The sequence below is a fragment of the Pseudooceanicola aestuariicola genome (genome assembly GCF_045763785.1).
Taxonomy (GTDB): domain Bacteria; phylum Pseudomonadota; class Alphaproteobacteria; order Rhodobacterales; family Rhodobacteraceae; genus Pseudooceanicola.
On record NZ_JBJGSF010000001.1, the window covers coordinates 743,218 to 759,662 of the forward strand.

A 16,445-nucleotide genomic window follows, 5' to 3' on the forward strand; every position below is an offset into this window, starting at 1 on the left:
GGCTATTTGCGCAGCTTCATCGGCGCGCCGACCCATTCCGGCACCGGCAGCTTGGAGTGGCTTTCCAGCGCCGCGTCCAGCTTGGCCTTGATGTCGTCGGGGTAGGGCGCGACGCGCGGCCCCGACTGATCGATATGCAGGCTGATGCCTTCGCCCGTGGCCGCGACCCAGCCTTCGGTGTGGATCAATTCCTGACAAAAGTGGAACGCCTTAGGACCCACGTCCAGAATGCGGAACGACACGCGCACCTGATCGCCCAGATGCAATTCCCGAACGTACCGGATCCGGAATTCTGCCGAATAGGTCGTGTGCGTGCCCTGACTGGTGTAATCCCAGCCCAGCCCGACCTCCTTGGCCCCTTCATCCACGCCTGTATCGAACAAAACGCCGTAGTAGGCCATGTTCAGATGGCCGTTCTGATCGATCCATTCGGGCTTGATGTCCATCACGGGGGACAGGAAAATATCGCTCAACTTCTGACTCCTAGCGGCAATCCGACCCAATCGGGCCGGGGCCAGTCTGCCTGTTGCGCTGCCATGGATTCAAGCGCTTTCCGGCGGGCTTCGGTGTAGGGGGCGACCTTGCGGGCCTTGATGTCCACATGCAGGTTCACCGTCTCGGCCGTGGCCGCGATCCAGCCGTCGCTGTGGATCAGTTCCTGACAGTAGTGAAACGCCCTTGTCCCGATGGCCAGCACCCGGAAAGAACAGCGGACCCTATCACCCAGATGCAATTCCCGCAGGTAACGGATGCGGAAATCGGCGGTCATCGTGGTAAACCCATAATCCCGGCGATAGGCCTCGTTAAATCCAAGCGTGTCAAAGCCATGGTTGCAGCCCGCGTCGAACAGGACACCGTAATAGGCCATGTTCAGATGCCCGTTGAAATCGATCCACTCGGGCCGGATCTCCATGGCTTCGCTTAGGAAACGGCCATCGACGATTTCGCCCTTCATGGGGCGGTGATGGGTGTCTTGGGTCATGCGGTTATCTCGTTCTGAACTATTGACCCGGTGGTAGAATAGGTGCGCGGCAGAGTAAATGGCCGCAGCCCCGCCCGCGCAGCCGCGATCCTCTGCATTGACTTGGCATCTCCGGTTCATACTCTTGGCCCATGCGGATCATGGACAAAACCGACGACCGGCTGACACTTGTGGACACGCAAGCGGACAAGCAGCTGGCGCTGCGGATCGTGGCGATCGCTTTGGTCGCCATTGGCCTGTGGATGCTGTGGGAAGGCGAATGGATCATCCTGCCTGTTACCCTAGCGGGCGCGGCGGCCGTGATCTATTACGCCAAACGCAGCAAGATGCAGTCGCTTATCGTCTTCGATCGGCCGCGCAACAGCGTCACGCTGACGGTGGACGATCGCAAAGGGCGACAGACGTGGGACTGGGCTTTAAGTGATGTCGAGACGGCGGAACTCAGCCGCCGGTACAACGATCTTTCGGATACGGGGCCCTCTACAGCGAACGACCGGCCGGACTTGGTGCTAAAGGACGGAACGCGGGTGCCCATGCGACCCTACCACGCGGCGGGCAGTCAAAGCTGGAACGCCGTTGCGGCGGTAAAGCTGTTTCTGGGCCAAGACCTTGATGACGCGCCCACCGGATGGATCCCACCGGAGGAGTTTGATCGTCTGTTCAGCGAAGAATTGGCCCGGCATCATCGCTAAGCGCCGACGAAAAAGGCCGGACAGGTCACCCCGTCCGGCCTTAAATTTCGACGCCGTAGGGCAGGGGTCACCCCGCCAGCAATTTACAGCCCCAGCTTCTGCGTCACCAATTGGTTCACAGCCGCCGGGTTCGCTTTGCCGCCGGTGGCCTTCATCACCTGACCGACGAACCAGCCGGCCAGTTTGGGGTTCTGCTTGGCCTTTTCGACCTGATCGGGGTTGGCTGCGATCACCTCGTCCACCGCCGCTTCGATCGCGCCGGTGTCGGTGACCTGCTTCATGCCTTCGGTTTCCACGATCTCTTCTGGATCGCGGTCCTGCGTATAGGCGATTTCAAACACGTCCTTGGCGATCTTGCCCGAGATATCGCCCTTTTTGATCAGCGCCACGATCTGGCCCAGACGGGCAGGCGAAATTGGGCTGTCAGAGATCCCCTTGTCGTCTTTCTTCAGACGGCCAAACAGCTCGTTAATTACCCAGTTTGCGGCCATTTTGCCGTCGCCACCAGCGGCCACGACCTGTTCAAAGAAATCAGCATTCTCGGTTTCAGCCGTCAGCACCGAGGCATCGTAATCCGACAGCCCCATATCGCCCATGAACCGCGATTTCTTGGCATCCGGCAGCTCGGGCAGGGACGCCGCGATGTCGTCGACCCAGCCCTGTTCAATCTCCAACGGCAGCAGATCGGGATCGGGGAAATAGCGGTAATCATGCGCTTCTTCTTTGGACCGCATCGACCGCGTCTCGTTCTTTTCAGCGTCGTACAGGCGGGTTTCCTGAACGACTTCACCGCCCGCTTCGACAATCGCGATCTGGCGGCGCGCCTCAAATTCGATGGCCGCCTGAATGAACCGCATGGAGTTCATGTTCTTGATCTCGCAGCGCGTTCCCAAGTGCGAGAAGTCCTGCGTTTCCATGTACTTCTCATACTGACCCGGACGGCAAACCGACACGTTCACATCCGCCCGCAGGTTGCCGTTTTGCATGTTGCCATCACAGGTGCCCAGATACCGCAGGATCTGGCGCAGCTTGGTGACGTAAGCCGCGGCTTCTTCGGGGCCGCGAATATCCGGGCGCGAAACGATTTCCATCAGCGCGACGCCGGTCCGGTTCAGGTCAACAAAGGACATCGCCGGGTCCATATCGTGGATCGACTTGCCCGCGTCCTGTTCCAGATGGATACGCTCGATCCGCACCAGACGCGCGACGCCTTCGCCCATCTCGACCAGCACTTCGCCTTCGCCCACGATGGGGTGGTACAGCTGGGAAATCTGATAGCCCTGCGGCAGGTCAGGGTAGAAATAGTTCTTACGGTCGAAGGCCGAATTCAGGTTGATCTGCGCCTTGAGGCCCAAACCGGTTTTTACCGCCAGCGCCACGCAACCTTCGTTGATGACGGGCAGCATCCCCGGCATGCCCGCGTCTACGAAAGCCACGTTCGAATTGGGCTCCGCGCCGAACTGCGTCGAGGCCCCGGAAAACAGCTTGGCCTTAGAGGAGACCTGCGCGTGCACCTCCATCCCGATGACAAGTTCCCAATCGTGCTTGGCCCCGGCGATTACCTTGGGCTTGGGCGCTTCATAAGTCAGGTCGAGCATGGCGATCCTCTCACGTCAGATACGTCTGGCGTTCTAGGCGAGAGGTCGCGGGGGGGCAAGGGTGGTTGGCGCCGTACGAGGGATCCTGAATTGGAATGATGCGCAGAGGGCAGTGGTCGTCCGCGCACGGCCGCTCCCCGGTGTTTCAAACCGGGCGGTCGTGTTGCTTCAGGCACCAAAAAATTTCGTGGTCTAAGGCCTGATGGCAGCCGCTCAAGCCCGACGCGCGATCCCCTGATCCGCCGCCAGCGCACGCGCCGCGACAGCCGCATCCACAGCGCTTTTTGCCTGCGCGGTGGCCGCCGCGATCCGACCCGAGGACAAGGGCCCCGCATGTGTGGCACCGGGCAGCGCATCGGCGCGCGCCCAGACCTGCGGATGCAGTTCGGTCAGATGCCGTTCGGTCAGGTCGGGCAGCGCCGCGTGGATCAACCGCCGGGCTTTCATCGCGTCCGGCGACAGGTCATCCGGCGCAGCGGCGGGTTTCATCCCGTCCACATAGGCCGCGATCAGGTTCGCCAGATGCGCATCCGACGTCCGGTCCAGAATGGAATGCAGCCCGGCCACGAAATACTCCGCGTCCAGCACCGCCCCGGCCTCTGGATCCAGCCGCAGCGCGTCGAACCACATCCAAGCATAGGCGCTTTCGCCCCAATCCGCCGCCATTTCAGCCCCTAGATCTGCAGATGTCTGGGACAAATCTGAATAAGAGCCGAACCAGCGCGGCAGAAGGTGCACACCGTAGTTGCGCAACCGGCCCGGGTTGGTCGGATCGGCCGCGATGACGTCACGGTGCAGCGCATCGACCAGATCACCGGCCTCTGGCACGGCAGCCAGCAAATCGCATTTTGCCGCCGCGACTTCGGCCGAGGTCGGGCAAAGCTCTTCGGCGCGGGCGATCAGTTCCGACGCCACGTCGAACCGCGCCATAAACGCGTCAGAGGGCGCAAAGGGCAAGGCATATGGATCGATCTGGCCCTCATAGGCCCAGGCGCAATCCATTTGCGCGCGCGCCGCGACCAAATGGATGGCCCAGCTTTCGGGATGCTCTTCGGCGATTTCGGTCAGGGCTTCGACGCCCATGGGAACCGGGCAATCGGTGCTTTGGATCGCGCTGCGGGCATGGCGTACCGCATCGTCCCGCGCGCCCACAGCCAGAACGGCGGCCAGCGCTTCGCCCGACGGGGTCGTGGCGCGGGTGCGGTCGGTTTCGGCGATCAGCCGGCCCAACATGTCCCAACGGTCCTGCCGTGCCAGAAACTGCCCCTTGGAAAAATAGGCGGTCCGGCTGCGATCCTGACGCGTCTCGGCCCGGATGGGCAGATTGGCAGAGGGCGCAACGGCCCCGGCGGACTCGGCGACAGGTTTGGCCCCGACGGGGGCAGGAGTTTTCTGGCGGCGGACACCGAACATGGACGACCCTCAATTTCTACGTTGCGGGCAACATCGCTGTTCATTCCGGCTGAAAATGGGCGCGTCTCGGGTCTTTGCGGGAAATGAACATGGCGGGTCGCCTTGAACCCGACGCAATGATGGCAGAAGTGAAGCAGGCCGCGCCGCCCCGCCGCCTGACCGCCCAACTTCTGAAGACTTTGCCCTATCGCCCGCCAGCGACGTCCACGATCGAACGCGTGGTATAGCTGGCCTTGTCGGACAATAGCCACAGGATCGCCTCTGCCACCTCTTCTGGCGTGCCGGGCCGACCTAAGGGCGGCGTATGGCCGATCTCAGCCAGCCGATCCGGCTCTCCGCCCTTGGCGTGGATCTCGGTCTCGATTAGGCCGGGGCGCACCGCGTTTACGCGAATACCTTCGCCCGCCAGTTCGTCGGCCAAGCCGATGGTAAAACAGTCGATCGCGGCTTTGGACGCAGCATAGTCCATGTACTGCCCGCCCATCCCCTTGCGCGCAGCGGTGGACGATACATTGACGATCCCGCCACCCCCACCATTCTTGCCGCCGCGCCGCATCAGGGCAACAGCCTGCTGCGCCACCAGAATGGCGCCCGTGACATTCACCGCAAACATTCGCGCCAGACGATCCGGCGTCAGATCCGCCAGCGACGCGCGGCTGTCGACGATCACGGCGTTGTTGACCAGATGCAGGGGCAGGGCGGGGTCGGCTACTGCGGCCTCTTGGCCCAGTCGCATCACATCCGCCGGGTTGCCCACGTCCGCCTGAATCAGCGTCACGGACGCGCCCTTGGCGCGGACGTCGTCTGCCACAGCTTCGACCCCGTCGCGATTGCGACCGTAGTGCAGGATCAGGTGGTCGCCTTCTGCCGCCCCGACCCGCGCACAGGCCGCGCCGATGCCGGAACTTGCCCCAGTGATTAGGAGTGTACGTGCCATCGCGCGTTCCCTATCCCAGAATACGGCTGACCATTTCCGAGGTGTCGCGGCTTAGCCCCGGCAGATCGGCGATGCGCTGCAAGTGTTCCTGCATCATCTCGCGGCGGTCGGTATCATAGCGCCGCCACGTCTGGAACGCCGAACACATCCGCGCGGTTGTCTGGGGGTTTACCGGATCCAGCTTGATCAGCCAGTCGGCCATCAGGCGATACCCTTCACCGCTGGCATGGTGGAAGCCTGCCTGATTCATCGACAGCGCGCCAAAGACAGCGCGGAACCGGTTGGGATTGGTCATGGTGAAATCGGGCCGCTGGGTCAGCGCATTCGCCACGCCTGCGGCCAGATCGGGCCGGGCCTGCAGAACCTGCACCATGAACCACTTGTCCATCACCAGACGTTCGTGCGCCCATTGATCGGCAAAGGACGCCAGCTCTAGCGATCCAAGGTCATTGGCCAACAGCGCCGACAGCGCGCCCATCTGCTGGGTCATATTGTCTGCGTCGGCATATTGCCCCTGCGCGGCGGCCCCTTCGTCACGGCGGGTCAGGAGGACCAGCAGACTGTTGGTCAACGCCCGCTTGCCGCCCTGTTCCGCGTCGGGCCGGAACTTTTCGGTCACCAGATGCCGATTGTACAGCGTCGCCAGATCACCGGCCAAGGCGTCAGACACGGCCCCGCGCAGAGCCTCGCGGCCTTCCCAGATGGCCTGAGGGTCCGGCGTCTGGCCCATGTCCGCGAAGGTCTGCGCCAGATCGTCTTCGGACGGAAGGCCAAGGCAAAGGGCCCGGAAGGCCGGGTCTTGGCTGTCGTCTGTGATCAGGGTCGTCAGGGCCTCTAGGTACAACGGGTCAGGGTCGGCCCCGTCGCCGATCATGTTGACCAAGGCCGATTTCGCCAGCTGACGCCCGGCTTCCCACCGATTGAAGGGATCAGTGTCATGTTGCAGCAGGAAGGCGCGTTCGGCGTTGTTGGTTTTACGCTCCACAATAATCGGGGCCGAGAAGCCGCGCAGGGGCGACGGGATCGGGCGTTTCGCCAGCCCGTTGAACGTAAAGGTCTGTTCCTTTTCCGTAAGCTCCAGCAGCGTGGTTGGCACGACCTCTTCGCCGGAAGGATCCAGCAGGCCGATGGCAAAGGGAATGACCTGCGGCTGCTTGTCGGTCTGACCGGGCGTATCGGGCAGGTCCTGCGTCAGCGTCAGGGTATAGCAATCACCTTTCCAAGCCTCGCGCATCGTGACCTTCGGCGTGCCTGCCTGCGAATACCACCGCTTGAACTGCGCCAGATCACGGCCTGTGGCGTCCTCGAAGACCTTAAGCCAGTCTTCGATCGTGCAGGCCTGCCCGTCGTGCCGTTCGAAATACAGATCCAGCGCCTTGGCATAGCCCGCATCGCCGACAAGCCGTTTCAGCATGCCGATCACCTCGGCGCCCTTTTCATAGACGGTCGAGGTATAGAAGTTGTTGATCTCCTGAAAGCTCTCGGGCCGCACCGGATGCGCCAGCGGTCCGCCGTCTTCGCGGAACTGGCGGCCCCGCAGGTCCAGCACGTCCGAAATCCGTTTCACGGGTTCAGACCGCATGTCGGCGGTGAACTGGGCGTCGCGGAATACGGTCAGCCCTTCCTTCAGGCACAGCTGGAACCAATCGCGGCAGGTGATCCGATTGCCGGTCCAGTTGTGGAAATACTCATGCGCGATGATCGCCTCGATCCGCTCAAAATTCGCATCCGTCGCGGTGCGCGCATTGGCCAGCACGGCAGAGGAGTTGAAGATGTTCAGCCCCTTGTTCTCCATCGCGCCCATGTTGAAATCGTCCACGGCCACGATGTTGAAGATGTCCAGATCGTATTCCCGCCCGTAGACCTCTTCGTCCCAGGTCATCGACTTTTTCAACGCTTCCAGCGCGAAATCGCATTTGTCCTCGTCCCCCGGACGGACCCAGATGTTCAGCTCGACCTCTTTGCCGGACCGGGTCGTGAACGTACCCGGCAGGTTGACCAGATGCCCCGCCACCAGCGCGAACAGATACGACGGCTTGGGCCACGGATCGTGCCATACGGCGAACCCGTCGCCTGCCGACACCTTGTTCCCGTTCGACAACAGAACCGGCATGTCCGACTCGATCCGCACGGTAAACGGGGCCATGACGTCAGGCCGGTCGGGGTAATAGGTGATCTTGCGGAACCCCTGCGCCTCGCACTGCGTCGAATACATCCCGCCGGACATATACAGCCCTTCCAGCGCGGTGTTGGCCTCGGGCGCGATCTCGACCTCGGCCTCCCAGACGAAACTGTCCTCGGGCACCTCGCAGGTTAGCCCGACGGTCGTGACCTGGGGCGTGACGTCTTCACCGTTGATCTTGCACCAGATCAGCCGCAGGTCTTCGCCTTCAAGGAAGAATGCGCGCCCATCCGCATCCGGATTGGGCGTGAACCGGACCCGTGAAATCACCCGCGTGGCCTGAGGGGCCAGACGGAATGTCAGATGCACATCTTCGACCAGCCAGTTGGGCGGCGTGTAATCCTTCAGATAGATCGTCGGGTTTTCTGCGTCTTTCATGCCGGCCTCCAATTCGTTGGCCTAACTTGTCCCAGCCGGGGCAGGGGGATGCAAGGGGTCGCGCCGCCTGCCGTGGCGATGGGCGCATCAAATTAAACTGAACCACCCGGGCCCTTTGTGCGTTCATATAGGGAAATAGTTATACAAAGGGACCAAATCATGTCTGCACCGACCACCAATGTCGAACGCCAAGCCGAAAAGCACCGTTTCCCGATCTGGGGCATCTTGGCCGCCGTCGCTTTTGGCGCCGCAATGGGCGCCGCGATCACCTTCACTGCCACCAATGATGATGGCCCCGAAGGCGCGGCGACGCAGGTCGATACCCGCACCGGTGCCGAAGTCGCGGGTGAATGACCCGGCAGACCTGTTGCACAATTGACGGGCATAGCTGCCCGTCTTCGCGCTGACGCACAGTCAGCGCCATTCCAGCCCGGCGGGGATGCGTGTATATAGTGTGGCAGTCCAAGAAAGGCTCGCACTATGGCACGCCCCCGCATCGGCATTATTACCAACCTTCACATCATCAACGACACCTACCGCACGCACGCGGGCGGTGTGATGAATTCCGAAGCGGTGGCCGAGGTCTCTGGCGGTCTGCCCCTGCTGATCCCTGCCGACCCGCGCCTATGTTCGGTCGAGGACTTGCTGGAAAACTTCGATGGCTTCGTTCTGACCGGCGGCCGCCCCAACGTTCACCCCGAAGAATACGGCGAACCCGCCACCGATGCGCATGGTGATTTCGACCGCGCCCGCGACGCGATCACGCTTCCTCTGGTGCGCGCCTGTGCCGAACGCGGCCAGCCGATCCTTGGCATCTGCCGCGGGTTCCAAGAGGTCGCGGTAGCTTTCGGCTCTGCCCTTCATCCGGAAATTCGCGATGTCGAAGGCCGCATGAACCACCGGATGCCCCCCGTCGGCACGGTCGAAGAACGTTTTGCCCTGCGCCACAAGGTGACGGTGAGCGAAGGCGGACCCTTCCACAAACTTTTCGGTGCGACCGAGGTGATGACCAACACGCTGCACGGTCAGGCCGTGATCCGGGCTGGCGAACGGTTCGTCATCGACGGCTATGCGCCCGATGGCACGGCCGAAGCGGCCTATGTCAAAGACGCCCCCGGCTTTACGCTCTCGGTGCAATGGCATCCCGAATTCAACGCCGGAATGGATCCCGTCTCCCGGCCGTTGTTCGCCGCTTTCGGCGAAGCGGCCCGCGCGTGGATGACCCGGCGCGAACCAGTGCCGTTGGCCAAGATCGCCTGATCGGGTCGGGCAGCCCGACGCAAAAGCCACAGCGCGAAGACCACGGCTTGGCAATCGCCGCGGGGCCACTTATCCTTTGCCCACGGTTGGCAGTTCCCGAGGCGTCGCTGAACCCGGATGGGTCCAAGCTAAACCTGCCACATCACGCGAAACGGTTCCGCAGTCCTAAGGCGCCGCATCGTCAAGTCAGCGACCAGCGATATTGGCCGGCGCCGGAAACGGATGCAGTATGACCAGAACGCCTCTTCCCCTTGCGACGGACGATTTGTCGACCTTTGCCCGCCACTTGTCGCGGCAGTTGGGCGACTCCGCCCCATCGCACCTTAGCTTGATGAATATGCTGGCCCGCGCCGCCGGGTATCAGAACGTCCAGCACCTGCGCGCCACGCAGGCGGCCGCCAATCGGTTGCCAGCAGAGGCGCCGCCGCAGCAGATCGATCATCGCCCGATCGAACGGACCCTGCACCAGTTCGATGGGCAGGGCCGTCTAAAGCAATGGCCATCCCGACGCGCGGTCCAGACCTTGGCGCTTTATGCCCTGTGGGCGGTGGTCCCGTCCCAAACGCCATTGACCGAAAAACAGGTGAACGCCGCGCTAAACGCAGAACATCTGTTCACCGACGCGGCAACGTTGCGCCGGACGATGATCGCGAACAGGCTGCTGATCCGTACGACGGACGGGTCGGAATACCGACGCGTAGAGCATGAACCACCCGCCGAGGCGCGCGACCTGATCGCCCGTCTGAAATCCCGGCGGGCGGCGCGGGTCGCAATGGCCTAACGGGCGTTCAATAAAAAAGGGCGCGGAACCTCCGCGCCCTTTGACCTTTTCCGACCCCCTCAGACGACAAAATCGAACTGATCCGCCAGCGGCAGGCTCCGCGCCCGCTTGCCCGTCAGGTCAAACAGCGCGTTCGCCAAAGCCGCAGGGGCAGGGGGCGTGCCCGGTTCGCCAATACCGCTGATCCGGTGGCCGTTTTCCAGAATGCGAATGTCCACCACCTCGGGCATCGTGTTCATCCGGATCGCGTCGTAGTCGTAAAAGTTCTGCTGTTCCGCGGCGCCATCTGCAAAGGTGATCTGCTGGTGCAGCGCCGCCGACAGGCCATAGGCCATGCCGCCAAACAACTGCGCCCGGATGTTCTGCGGGTCCAGCGCCGTCCCCACATCTGCGGCGATCCACGCCTTGGCGATCTTGATGCCCGCATCCGTCTGCTGGACCTCAATCACTTCGGCCACAGGGGTGCCGAAGCTGTGGCAGAAGGCAACGCCCCGGCCTACGCCATCAGGCGTCTGGCCGGTCCAGCCCGACGCCTCGCGCACGGCCTCCAGCACGGCGGCCGACCGTTCGTCTTCGGCCTTCATCAACTCCAGCCGGAATTCCAGCGGATCGGCACCGGCCGCATGGGCCATTTCGTCCATGAAGCTGTCAAAGAAAAACCCGTTGATCGACGCGCCCACCGACCGCCAGGGACCTACAGGCGGCATCATGCGGTGATCGCTCAGGTAGCCACGGATACGAGCGTTGGGGATGCCATAAGGCTGATCGAAAGCTCCTTCGACGGTGATCTTGTCGGGACCGCCGGGGACCATGCCCAAGATGATCTCCATGAAAGACGCGGTGGCGTTGATGGCCGAGATACGGCCATCCAGCATCACGGCCTTACCGTCCTTGACCGCCCCACGGAAAGAAGACACCGCGGCGGGGCGATAGTAGTCGTGCGTCATGTCTTCCTCGCGTGACCACATCAGCTGTACGGGCGTGCCCTGCATCTTGGTCGCCAGCCGCGCGGCAAAACGAGTGAAATCGGTGTACCCCCGCCGCCCAAAGCCACCGCCCATCAGCGTCGTGCGCATGTCGATGGCCTCTTCCTCCAGCCCGGCCTCTTCGGCGGCGGCGGTGCGGCATTGGATCGGCATTTGGTTGCCCGACCAGATCTCCATCCGGTCGCCGTGATGGATGGCTGTCGCGCTAAGCGGTTCCATCTGCGCATGGGCAAGGAATGGCACCTGATAGCCTGCCGTTACCTCTGTCGCGCCCTCGGGCAGGGTGGTCACGTCGCCACGGTCCAGCAGGGTAGAGTTCGCATCCCCCTCCATCGCGTCGCGCAAGGTGGCGTAGATTTCGTCACTGGTCGCGGGGTAAGAGCTTTCGGCCCAGTCGAAACTGACCGCATCGGCCCCCTGCATGGCTGACCAAGAGTTATTGGCGATCACCGCCACCCCATCGCCCAGATCGATAACGTCCTCGACGCCCGGCACGGCCAGTGCCTCGCCCGCGTCAAAGCTGCGCATCGCGCCGCCTTGATAGGGGTTCCGCTTCAGCGCGGCGAACTTCATGCCCGGCAGACGGATATCCAGCGAAAATTCCGCCGTGCCCGTGGCTTTGGGCATCTGGTCGTGGCGCGGCTGGCTTTGACCGATTTTGGTCCAGGCGCTGCGCGGGCGCAGGTCAGCGACAATAGGTTCAATCTCTGCCGCGTCTTCGGCAAGCTCACCATAGGCGATGCGGGTGCCATCGGGCGCGATCACCGCGCCGCCTTCGGTCTTCAGATCGGACCGAGAGACCCCCAGCCGCTGGGCCGCGGCTTCTTTCAACGTCTCTCGGGCCGAGGCACCGGCATGGCGCATCTTTTCGAACCCATCGGCGGTCGAGGTCGATCCGCCAGTGACTTGAAGCCCGAAGAACTTGCCCATGACGGACATGTTCTGCCCCAGCGTTTCCTGCCAGCCCGACAGTTTGTAATCGGCGACGGGCAGCATCTGTGCCCCCATCCCGCGGTTGTAATAGGCCTTTCCCGGAGGCCCGTGTTCGATGCGCAGATCGGCCGGGTCCATATCCAGTTCTTCTGCGGCCAGCGTGGCCCAAGTGGTCTGCACACCCTGACCCATTTCGGCCTTGGGCACGATCACCGTGACGCCGTCGCCATCGACAAGGATAAAGGGGTTCAGCGCCACCTGACCGTCGGTGGGGTCCAGCGGATTGGGCGCCGGTTTGCGCGCGGCGTAGACACCAAAGGCGACGCCCCCGGCGATGGCGGCGGTGCCGATCAAAAACGTGCGGCGGGCGATTTTTCCGATACGGGACATGGGTTACGCCTCCTGCATTTTGGCGGCGGCATCGTGGATGGCGGCGCGGATACGGGGGTAGGTGCCACAGCGGCAAAGGTTGCCGGACATGGCAATGTCGATCTCTTCATCCGTGGGATTTGGCGTTTCGGCCAGCAGTGCGGCGGCCTGCATGATCTGGCCCGACTGGCAGTAACCACATTGCGCCACCTGATGATCGACCCATGCCTGTTGCAGCGCGGCTGGGGCGTCGGGTGTGCCCAGACCTTCGATCGTCGTCACGTCCCCCCAGACATCGCCAAGCGCAACCTGACAGGATCGAACGGCTTGGCCGTCGATATGCACCGTGCAGGCCCCGCAGGCCGCGACGCCACACCCGAATTTCGTTCCGGTCATGTTCAGCCCATCGCGCAGCGCCCACAGCAGGGGCACCTCGTCCGGTAGGTCGATATCTTGGGGGGCGCCGTTGATCGTCAGTCTGGCCATGGAATCATCCCTTCGCTGAACTGCTTTTACTTTTTGACAAAATGCATCAAAAGTGTCAGCGCGTCAATTGACAATTTGGTCATAATCTGTCACAGAGTCATGCATGAACGTGCAACTCCTTCCAGATATTGACGAAAAAAAGGGTCGTATCCTGAACGCTGCCCTATCGGTCTTTGCGTTATACGGTTTTAAACGCGCCTCGATGGAGGATATCGCGAAGACGGCTGGCATGTCGCGCGCAGCGATCTATCAGCACTTTCGCAACAAAGAGGATATCCTTGTGCATGGGGTGCAGGCCTATTTCGATGTCGCGGCCGACAGCCTGACCAAGGCGCTGACACCCGCGCGTCCCTTGGATGAGGCGCTGCAACAGGCCTGTGCGGCCTCGACCGGTGGTCTGGCGCAGGCGCTGCTGGACAGCCCGCACGGCGAAGAACTTTTGTCGATGAAAGCCGGAGAGGCCGAAGATGCAACCGCCGCGGGCAATGCCCGGATCGCGTCGATCTGGACGGACTGGCTGGCGCAGGAAGAGGCCGCTGGGCGTGTCCGCTTGCCTGAGGGTGGCGCGGCAGAGGCGGCGCAAAGTATCATCGCAGGTCAGCATGGCCAGAAGATGCTGGCCCAAAGCTATGCGGATTATACAGCGCGATTGAAGGTCTATGCCGATCTGATGGCCCGGGCGCTGGCCCCTTAGGGTGGGTTTGTAACCACCATAATGGCGTGGGCTAAATGGCTGCGGTGTCGGTAGGTTAAAAACCCACCCTACGCGGGGTCAATTTCGGCATAGATTTCCAAACGGTTGCCATCGGGATCACTGAAAAAGATGGTCCGGTGGCCAAAGGGCTGATCTGTGACGGGGCGATCAAGACTGACGCCTTTGGCCTCAAGCTCTGTCGCACATTCTGCTACCGCGTCCGGCGGCACCCGGAACGCCAGTTGCAGGGCCGGGCGCGCAGCGAGGTCCGCATCATCGCCCGGATCGAACAGCGCGAGGGTCTGCGCGCCCACAGTCAGTTCCAGCCAGCGCGGGGTGAGGGCCCGGGTGAACCGGAACCCCATGATATCGGCGTAAAACGCGCGCATCCCGTCCAGATCACGGGTAAAGATCACTGTGTAATCAATCGCCCGGATATGGCTTAGCGCGCCAGTCACCGCCTAGACCTGGCCGCCGCCAATCAGCACTTCGGTCCCGTTGACGCTTTCACACAGCGGGTTGCACAGCCAGACGGCAGAGGCCGCAACCTCTTCTGGCGTGATCAGCTTCTTATGACGGTTCAGGTTCACCATCATATCGCGCGCCTCTTTTTCGCTGACGCCTGCACGCTGGGAAATCGAGTCGGTGTTGCGCGTAACGATGGGCGTATCGACATAGCCGGGGCAGATCGAATTGAAGGTGTAGGGCGCTTCCAGAAAGTCCTCGGCAAAGGAACGCATCATACCCAGCACGCCGTGTTTGGAGGCCGCATAGGCTCCGGCCCCCGCAGACCCGCGTACACCCGCGATCGATGACACCGCAATGCAGCGGCCCCAGTCGGTGGTCATCATCGACTTCAGCGCCTCGCGCACGGTGTAGAAACAGCCGTCGAGGTTTGTGGTCATAATCTTGCGCCAGAAGGCAGAGTCGGTCTTGTGCAGCTTCTTGCCCTCGGCGATCCCGGCGTTGGCCACGCAGATCTGGATCGGGCCGCGTGCCTCGACTGCGTCGGCCATGACGCGGATGATCTGGTCTTCGTCGGTGACGTCCATGACCATCGGGTGCATGCCGTCATCGGCCACCTCTTGCAGCACCTCAAGCCGACGCCCGGTGATCGTCACCTGCGCGCCCTCGGCCACCAGCGCCCGTGCGATGGCCAGCCCGATGCCGGTGCCGCCGCCCGTGACGATCGCGTGTTTTCCTGAAAGCATCATGGCCGCTCCTCCCATTTGCGGAAATTAGTTCCGCAGGACATTAGCCCGGCCCCGCCAAAGCGCAAGCGATTGCCTTTCATTCGCATTTGTGAATACGTTGAACAAAGGAGGAGCCACCATGAAACACCTGATCCCCGTCCTGTTGCTTGCCGCCACCGCCGCGACCGCCAGCGAAGACATCCCCGACCAGTACCCGCAGTCCGAGCTTTATTCGAAACCGGTCGAGGTCATCCCGCATGTCTTCAGCGCTATTGGCGCCACTGCCCCGCCGACTTACGAGAATTCGGGGCACAACAACAACCTCAGCTTCATCGTCACCGGGGACGGCGTGATCGTCATCAATGGCGGCGCGTCTTACCGTCTGGCCAATGCGCTGCATGATGAGATTAAGGCGATCACCGATCAGCCAGTGAAACTGGTGATCAATGAAAACGGTCAAGGTCACGCGATGCTGGGCAATTCCTACTGGGCCGAGCAGGGGGTCGACATTCTGGCGCACGAAGAGGCCATCGAAGAGGTCGAGGAAGAGGGCGATTTCATCCTGCAGGGAATGCAGCGCTATAACCGTGACAAGGCCGAAGGCACCACCGTGGTGCCAGCGAACCTTTCATTTTCAGACCAATATGACATCGAAATGGGCGGCGTGAAGATCGAGGTCATGCACATGGGCCCCGCCCATGGCCCCGGCGACACGCAGGTCTGGATCCCCGAATGGGAGATCTTGATCGCGGGCGATATCGCGTTTCACGAACGCATGCCGCCCATCTTTGCGGGTGCTTGCGTGAAGTGCTGGATCGAGACGTGGGAAACCAAGATGGAGCCGCTGGCCCCCACCTATGTGATCCCCGGCCACGGCCATCCCACCAACCTTGCGCAGGTGCGGCGCTACACCCATGATTATCTAGTGTATTTGCGCAAAAAGGTGGGGGAACATATCGACGATGGGGGTGACCTGTCCGGGGCCTATTATGTCGATCAGTCACCCTACGCCCACTTGGATACCTTCGAAGAACTGGCCACCAAGAACGCGGGCCGCGTGTACGAGGAAATGGAATGGGAATAAGGCGTTGGATTGATATCCCGCCGGTCTGGCTGGCCCTAGCGCTGGTCCTTGCCTGGGCGCAGTCGGAGTATTTGTCGCTGCGGCTGGGCTTTGGCGGCGCGTGGGCTGATCTTTTGGGTGGGCTGCTGGTCGGCGCGGGCCTAGTTCTGATGGCTTTGGCCGTCTACGAAATGGTGCGGCAGCGCACCACCGTCATCCCGCACCGCGAGGCGGATCACCTAGTGACGACAGGGATCTTCAGCCGGTCGCGTAATCCGATCTATCTGGGGGATGCGTTGGTACTGGCCGGGTTTATCCTGTATTGGGATGCCGTACCCAGCCTTGCCTTGGTGCCGATTTTCATCTGGGTGATCGAAACCCGCTTTATCATTCCCGAAGAGGATGGACTTCGGCGGAAGTTCCGTGCTGATTTCGCACGGTACTGCCAAAAGACCCGCAGATGGGTTTGACTCTGCGCTGCAGAACGGGCAAATCGGT

Annotated in this window: 17 protein-coding genes; 7 read left to right on the forward strand and 10 right to left on the reverse strand. The window is 62.1% G+C overall.

Features of this window, described 5'->3' with window-relative positions; translation table 11 throughout:
- Positions 1-2: 2 nt before the first annotated feature.
- Complete coding sequence (locus ACI3GR_RS03270) at positions 3-473, reverse strand: thioesterase family protein (protein WP_407492571.1); 471 nt, start codon at positions 471-473, stop codon at positions 3-5.
- Positions 470-982, reverse strand: a complete 513-nt coding sequence (locus ACI3GR_RS03275) for an acyl-CoA thioesterase (protein WP_407492573.1) — start codon at positions 980-982, stop codon at positions 470-472. Before ACI3GR_RS03275 ends, ACI3GR_RS03270 begins: the two co-directional genes overlap by 4 nt.
- Before the next feature lie 140 nt (positions 983-1,122).
- Here ACI3GR_RS03275 and ACI3GR_RS03280 point away from each other — a divergent pair, with 140 nt between their 5' ends.
- A complete protein-coding gene (locus tag ACI3GR_RS03280) occupies positions 1,123-1,674 on the forward strand; it encodes a hypothetical protein (protein ID WP_407492575.1) in 552 nt (183 codons plus the stop codon).
- Between the two features lie 83 nt (positions 1,675-1,757).
- On the opposite strand, the gene gatB is transcribed toward ACI3GR_RS03280, so the two are convergent.
- The 4 genes from gatB to pepN all read right to left on the reverse strand — a co-directional run bounded on the left by gatB (position 1,758) and on the right by pepN (position 8,182).
- Positions 1,758-3,272 (reverse strand): Asp-tRNA(Asn)/Glu-tRNA(Gln) amidotransferase subunit GatB, encoded by a 1,515-nt coding sequence (gene gatB / locus ACI3GR_RS03285; protein WP_407492577.1) that lies wholly within the window; start codon positions 3,270-3,272, stop codon positions 1,758-1,760.
- A gap of 213 nt (positions 3,273-3,485) precedes the next feature.
- Positions 3,486-4,685, reverse strand: coding sequence for a hypothetical protein (locus ACI3GR_RS03290; RefSeq protein ID WP_407492579.1), 1,200 nt, complete (start codon positions 4,683-4,685; stop codon positions 3,486-3,488).
- Positions 4,686-4,869: 184 nt separating this feature from the next.
- Positions 4,870-5,622, reverse strand: coding sequence for an SDR family oxidoreductase (locus ACI3GR_RS03295; protein WP_407492581.1), 753 nt, complete (start codon positions 5,620-5,622; stop codon positions 4,870-4,872).
- Positions 5,623-5,632: 10 nt separating this feature from the next.
- Positions 5,633-8,182: an aminopeptidase N gene (gene pepN / locus ACI3GR_RS03300; RefSeq protein WP_407492582.1), complete on the reverse strand. Its 2,550-nt coding sequence runs from the start codon at positions 8,180-8,182 to the stop codon at positions 5,633-5,635.
- Positions 8,183-8,341: 159 nt separating this feature from the next.
- Between pepN and ACI3GR_RS03305 the strand changes: the two genes are divergently transcribed.
- From ACI3GR_RS03305 to ACI3GR_RS03315, 3 genes are all read left to right on the forward strand, one after another.
- Positions 8,342-8,536, forward strand: coding sequence for a hypothetical protein (locus tag ACI3GR_RS03305; RefSeq protein WP_407492584.1), 195 nt, complete (start codon positions 8,342-8,344; stop codon positions 8,534-8,536).
- A gap of 126 nt (positions 8,537-8,662) precedes the next feature.
- On the forward strand, positions 8,663-9,442 hold the full coding sequence (locus ACI3GR_RS03310) for a gamma-glutamyl-gamma-aminobutyrate hydrolase family protein (protein WP_407492586.1): 780 nt from the start codon (positions 8,663-8,665) through the stop codon (positions 9,440-9,442).
- Positions 9,443-9,671: 229 nt separating this feature from the next.
- On the forward strand, positions 9,672-10,223 hold the full coding sequence (locus ACI3GR_RS03315) for a DUF2087 domain-containing protein (RefSeq protein ID WP_407492588.1): 552 nt from the start codon (positions 9,672-9,674) through the stop codon (positions 10,221-10,223).
- A 59-nt stretch (positions 10,224-10,282) separates the two neighbouring features.
- Here ACI3GR_RS03315 and ACI3GR_RS03320 read toward each other — a convergent pair whose 3' ends face one another.
- Positions 10,283-12,532 carry a xanthine dehydrogenase family protein molybdopterin-binding subunit gene (locus tag ACI3GR_RS03320; protein ID WP_407492590.1) on the reverse strand — a complete coding sequence of 750 codons (2,250 nt, stop codon included), beginning with the start codon at positions 12,530-12,532 and terminating at the stop codon, positions 10,283-10,285.
- 3 nt (positions 12,533-12,535) lie between these two features.
- Positions 12,536-12,997, reverse strand: a complete 462-nt coding sequence (locus ACI3GR_RS03325) for a (2Fe-2S)-binding protein (RefSeq protein WP_407492592.1) — start codon at positions 12,995-12,997, stop codon at positions 12,536-12,538.
- Between the two features lie 103 nt (positions 12,998-13,100).
- Here ACI3GR_RS03325 and ACI3GR_RS03330 point away from each other — a divergent pair, with 103 nt between their 5' ends.
- Entirely contained in the window at positions 13,101-13,691 is a 591-nt protein-coding gene (locus ACI3GR_RS03330) for a TetR/AcrR family transcriptional regulator (protein ID WP_407492594.1), read from the forward strand.
- Between the two features lie 68 nt (positions 13,692-13,759).
- Here the strand turns inward: ACI3GR_RS03330 and ACI3GR_RS03335 are convergent, their stop codons facing one another.
- Both ACI3GR_RS03335 and ACI3GR_RS03340 read right to left on the reverse strand, forming a co-directional pair.
- Entirely contained in the window at positions 13,760-14,149 is a 390-nt protein-coding gene (locus ACI3GR_RS03335) for a VOC family protein (RefSeq protein WP_407492597.1), read from the reverse strand.
- A 3-nt stretch (positions 14,150-14,152) separates the two neighbouring features.
- Positions 14,153-14,905, reverse strand: a complete 753-nt coding sequence (locus tag ACI3GR_RS03340) for an SDR family NAD(P)-dependent oxidoreductase (RefSeq protein ID WP_407492600.1) — start codon at positions 14,903-14,905, stop codon at positions 14,153-14,155.
- Positions 14,906-15,023: 118 nt separating this feature from the next.
- Between ACI3GR_RS03340 and ACI3GR_RS03345 the strand changes: the two genes are divergently transcribed.
- Both ACI3GR_RS03345 and ACI3GR_RS03350 read left to right on the forward strand, forming a co-directional pair.
- On the forward strand, positions 15,024-15,968 hold the full coding sequence (locus tag ACI3GR_RS03345) for an MBL fold metallo-hydrolase (RefSeq protein ID WP_407492602.1): 945 nt from the start codon (positions 15,024-15,026) through the stop codon (positions 15,966-15,968).
- A complete protein-coding gene (locus ACI3GR_RS03350) occupies positions 15,959-16,417 on the forward strand; it encodes a methyltransferase family protein (protein WP_407492604.1) in 459 nt (152 codons plus the stop codon). The genes ACI3GR_RS03345 and ACI3GR_RS03350 overlap by 10 nt, the downstream gene beginning before the upstream one ends.
- Positions 16,418-16,445: the final 28 nt, after the last annotated feature.